The sequence below is a fragment of the uncultured Parvibaculum sp. genome (assembly GCF_963975745.1).
Taxonomy (GTDB): Bacteria; Pseudomonadota; Alphaproteobacteria; order Parvibaculales; family Parvibaculaceae; genus Parvibaculum.
The window spans coordinates 1-4,684 of sequence record NZ_CAXBIB010000035.1 but is presented as its reverse complement, the minus strand read 5'-3'; the positions used below and the strand labels follow the sequence as shown (position 1 = coordinate 4,684).

Genomic DNA, 4,684 nt, shown 5'->3' with positions numbered 1-4,684 from the left:
GCGGAGAGGTGGCTGAGTGGTTGAAAGTACCGCACTCGAAATGCGGCGTACTCGCAAGGGTACCGTGGGTTCGAATCCCACCCTCTCCGCCATTAAAAAGGCCCCCTTCCGGGGGCCTTTTTAATGGCGGAAGAGCGGGCGGAAAGAACCCATGTTCGACAAAACGCGCCAGCGTTTTGGGGCGAGCGGCTCGGCCGCTCGATCCGCCGGCCGTCAGGCCAAGGACGAAAACAGGCCAATGCCTGTTTTCGCCAATCCCACCCCGCTCTTTCACCCGCCTCTCAGCACATTCCGAAACGTCATCGAAACACGCCGCTCGCGAGGTCGTTTCTCGCCGTCGATAGTGTCGGTCCTGCGTGCCGGGATTTCATGCGTCCAGTCGTAGCGCGCCGCGCCGGTCAGGATCAGCAGCGCGCGCGGTTCGAGAAGGAGCGCGCGGTTTTCGCCGCTCGCGCCGTGACGAAACTGCATCTCGCAGGCCGACAGCAGGCTCAGCGATGCAACCCTGTCGGCAAAGCAGGGCACGCAATCGACATGCGCGCTGATGCCCTGTCCCGGCAGATATTCATTGGCGATCATCTGATCCGGCCGGCGCCCGAATTCGGTTTCGCCCTCGAGCCGCGCGCAGACCGGCGACAGCCAGTCGGGCAGGGCGCCCAGAAAGGCGTCGGCGGTCACCGCCCGGGCGCGGTAGTCGTAGCGCCAGCCGAAATGCTGCACGCGCCGCTTCATCTCGGCGTTCCATTCGCCGGCGTCGAGCGCGCCGACGATTTCGTGTTCCTCCTTCGCGGTGACGAAGTCCGGTAGATAGATTGTGCCTGGCGGTAGCATTTTGGCTTTCATTGTGGAGCAGTCTCCAAAACACCACGTCGTGTTTTCGAGTTAAAGACGAATGTCACACAATCAGCTGATTTCTCGATGGCGCTGTCGTCAGTCAGCGTATTGACGTGGGAATAATTTGGGTAGTCGGCAAAGAAAAAGGGATGAGCAACGGGGTTCTCCAATCCACTGTCTTTCGCTGCTCCATCCATGTCAAATGCCCCGTCGTAAAACGAGCTGTTGACCACTGTAACGGCAACACATCCGGAGGAGGTCAGATGACGTGATGCGCTTCGCAAGAACTTCTTGATCAAAATATGATTTGGATTGCGCCCGTAGCGCGGAACGCGGCTGGCAACGTTTGGGAATTGGAAGACAATCAACTCGAATAATTTGTTGCGAACGTGGTCCTCCAGCTTCGTTGCGTCGACGGAACCATGTACTCGGGCCCCCATCTGTCGGAGAAAACTAGCGTTTCCAGATGTTCGTCTGTTCCAAGATGTTTCGGTTTCGAACGTGGTGGCAGTGATTCTCTTACCTAGCTGAGGTTTGCGGTGCAGAAGAGCGGCCGAGAAACTCAAATTTCCTTCGCCAACCAGCAGCAATTCTCCATTTCCGGTGCGCCCGAGGAAATCGAAAGGTTCGTCTCGATCGAGTGCTCGTTTTAGTCTCAGTATGGCATGCTTTAGTTTCAGCCATGCGAGATCACGAGCGCTGACTCGATAGTCAAAACAGCCATTTTGCAACACTGTCGGGGTCCTCCATAAGGTCGCACTCACACTTTGTTCAGTGCGGGACTAACAATTATGCGGGACCGGCAATGTGGGGGGATAAGTCGTCAAATCAGCTTCAATCCCGGATAGATTCGGCCCTGTGATAGGAACGTGTGGCAGGGCAGCGCTTCGAAGTGCATACCGACCGTCCGATGTGCCGAAGTTGCGAAACGGTCCTTCCGCGACTTGGATTGGAGCTGGGCAATCCGACCGTTACGTTTGTCGGGCCAAATGGTGCCAGGCGGACCATGCGAGACGGCTTTTGGGAGTGACAGGAGCATGAGAAAGCATAGCTATTTTGCCTCCCGCTTTCGCGAAGGATGGCCCGAACCGGCCGAGATCGAGCGCTATTTTCTCGCGCCTCCCGGAAAGCGGTGGTTCTTCGAGACGCGCAACGACAGTGGCGGGTTGACGGCGGAAGGTGTCGACGGCACCGGCCATTTCGGGCCGGCCGACCGGCGCCGTATCACGGTCTATCTCGACATGTGGGGACATCCCGAACTGGGCGTGCAGTTCACCTGGCGGAAGTCGGGGGGTGGCCACAGCGAAACATTCTATTCGATGGGCGACCTTTCGCGTCTCGGCGAGCATGTGCGCAACCTTCACGACACGCTGTTGCCGGTCGGCCTGTTCATTCCTTATCAAGACGCTTGGGAGGCTGTGAAGGAATTCATCGAGACGGATGGCGAAAGGCCGAAAGGCATTGCATGGGTTGAGGAGAATGCGCTCCCGGCCGGAACGTTTCCCGCGCCATGAAGGCACGTCATTTTTCTCTGCAACGCTCCACCCCCAAACACAAACGCCGCCCCCGGATGATCCGGGGGCGGCGCGTTCTTGTCCGGCTCAACGAGAGTGTCAGGCCGCGAGGTCGAAGCGGTCGGCGTTCATCACCTTGACCCAGGCCGCCACGAAGTCCTTCACGAACTTCTCCTTCGCGTCGTCCTGCGCATAGACTTCGGCATAAGCACGCAGCACCGAGTTCGAACCGAAGACCAGGTCGGCGCGGGTCGCCGTCCATTTCGTCTTGCCGCTCTTGCGGTCGACGATCTCGTAGAGGTTCTTGCCCTTCGGCTCCCACTTGTAGGCCATGTCGGTCAGGTTGACGAAGAAGTCGGTCGTCAACGCGCCTTCACGATCGGTGAAGACGCCGTGCCTGGTGCCGCCATGGTTGGTGCCGATCACGCGCATGCCGCCGACAAGTGCTGTCATTTCATGCGCAGTCAGGCCGAGAAGCTGCGTGTGGTCGAGCATCAGCTCTTCTGCCGTCACCGCATAATCCTTCTTCAGGAAGTTGCGGTAGCCATCGGCCGCCGGTTCCAGCACGTCGAAGGATTCAGCATCCGTCTGCGCGTCGGTCGCGTCGCCGCGGCCGGGCGCGAAGGGCACCGTCACATTGACGCCCGCCGCCTTCGCCGCCTGCTCGACGCCGAGATTGCCGGCCAGCACGATGACGTCGGCGATGCTGGCACCGGTTTCCTTGGCGATCGGTTCGAGCTTCGCCAGCACTTTCTTCAGCCGCGCCGGTTCGTTGGCTTCCCAGTCCTTCTGGGGCGCAAGGCGGATGCGCGCGCCATTGGCGCCGCCGCGCATGTCCGAGCCGCGCCAGGTACGGGCGCTGTCCCAGGCGGTCGCCACCATTTCACCGGTGGAGAGACCGCTTGCGGCGATCTTCGCCTTGACGGCGGCAACGTCGTAGTCGGTGCGGCCGGCCGGAACCGGGTCCTGCCAGATCAGCTCTTCCTTCGGCACGTCGGGGCCGACATAGCGCGCCTTCGGGCCCATGTCGCGATGGGTCAGCTTGAACCAGGCGCGGGCGAAGGTGTCGGCGAAGTAGTCGGGATCCGACATGAACTTCTGGCAGATCTTGTTGTAGATCGGGTCGACCTTCATGGCCATGTCGGCATCGGTCATGATCGGATTGTGACGCACCGACGGGTTCTCGGCATCGAGCGGCTTGTCTTCCTCCTTGATGTTGACCGGTTCCCACTGCCAGGCGCCGGCCGGGGACTTCTTCAGTTCCCAGTCATAGCCGAAGAGCAGCTTGAAATAGCCCATGTCCCATTTGGTCGGCTCGGTGGTCCAGGCGCCTTCGAGGCCGCTCGTCACCGACTGGTTGCCGACGCCGCGCGCCTTCTTGTTGAGCCAGCCGAAGCCCTGATCCTCGAGTTCGGCGCCTTCCGGCGCCGGTCCGAGATTGGCGGCATCGCCATTGCCATGCGCCTTGCCGACGGTATGGCCGCCGCAGGTCAGCGCTGCGGTTTCCTCGTCGTCCATCGCCATGCGCTTGAAGGTTTCGCGCACTTCGAGCGCGGTCTTTTGCGGGTCGGGCTTGCCGCCCACGCCTTCGGGATTGACGTAGATCAGGCCCATCTGCACGGCGGCGAGCGGGTTCTCGAGCGATGTCGGCTTGTCGTCGCTTTCATAGCGGCCGCGGCCGAGCCACTCCTTCTCTGCGCCCCAATAGGTGTCTTTTTCGGGGTGCCAGATGTCCTCGCGGCCGAAGCCGAAGCCGAAGGTCTTCAGGCCCATCGATTCATAGGCGATGGTGCCGGCCAGGATGATCAGGTCGGCCCAGCTGACCTTGTTGCTGTATTTCTTCTTGAGCGGCCAGAGCAGGCGCCGCGCCTTGTCGAGATTGCCATTGTCCGGCCAGGAATTCAGCGGCGCGAAACGGATATTGCCGGCGCCGCCGCCGCCGCGCCCGTCGGCGAGACGATAGGAACCCGCCGAGTGCCAGGCGAGACGGATCATCAACCCGCCATAATGGCCCCAGTCGGCCGGCCACCAGTCCTGGCTGTCCGTCATCAGCGCATGCATGTCCTTCTTCAGCGCCGCAACGTCGAGCTTCTTCAGCTCTTCGCGATAGTTGAAATCCTTGCCCAGCGGATTGGTCTTGCTGTCATGCTGGTGAAGGATGTCGAGATTGAGGGCGTTCGGCCACCAATCCTCGTTCATGGTGCCCATGCTTGCGGATGTGGCGCCGCCATGCATGACCGGGCACTTGCCGCCTTCTGTCTTGCTCATCTGCCGTTCCTCCTTTTCGCGCGGGGGGGGGGGGGCGATATCCGATTATAACTATTTTAATTAAAATC

Annotated in this window: 4 protein-coding genes and 1 tRNA gene; 2 read left to right on the top strand and 3 right to left on the bottom strand. The window is 60.7% G+C overall.

Going from position 1 to position 4,684, the window contains the following annotated elements; all coding sequences use genetic code 11:
• Positions 1-2 precede the first annotated feature (2 nt).
• Positions 3-92: transfer RNA gene (locus AAC071_RS16595), tRNA-Ser, on the top strand.
• A gap of 178 nt (positions 93-270) precedes the next feature.
• On the opposite strand, the gene AAC071_RS16590 is transcribed toward AAC071_RS16595, so the two are convergent.
• Together AAC071_RS16590 and AAC071_RS16585 are read right to left on the bottom strand one after the other, a co-directional pair.
• Entirely contained in the window at positions 271-843 is a 573-nt protein-coding gene (locus AAC071_RS16590; protein WP_339834788.1) for an alpha-ketoglutarate-dependent dioxygenase AlkB, read from the bottom strand.
• Positions 840-1,568 carry a Rossmann-like fold-containing protein gene (locus tag AAC071_RS16585; RefSeq protein ID WP_339834785.1) on the bottom strand — a complete coding sequence of 243 codons (729 nt, stop codon included), beginning with the start codon at positions 1,566-1,568 and terminating at the stop codon, positions 840-842. Before AAC071_RS16585 ends, AAC071_RS16590 begins: the two co-directional genes overlap by 4 nt.
• Before the next feature lie 303 nt (positions 1,569-1,871).
• On the opposite strand from AAC071_RS16585, the gene AAC071_RS16580 reads away from it, so the two are divergent.
• Positions 1,872-2,348, top strand: coding sequence for an Imm1 family immunity protein (locus tag AAC071_RS16580; protein WP_339834782.1), 477 nt, complete (start codon positions 1,872-1,874; stop codon positions 2,346-2,348).
• 99 nt (positions 2,349-2,447) lie between these two features.
• Here the strand turns inward: AAC071_RS16580 and katG are convergent, their stop codons facing one another.
• Entirely contained in the window at positions 2,448-4,616 is a 2,169-nt protein-coding gene (gene katG, locus AAC071_RS16575) for a catalase/peroxidase HPI (protein WP_339834779.1), read from the bottom strand.
• Between the last annotated feature and the right edge of the window lie 68 nt (positions 4,617-4,684).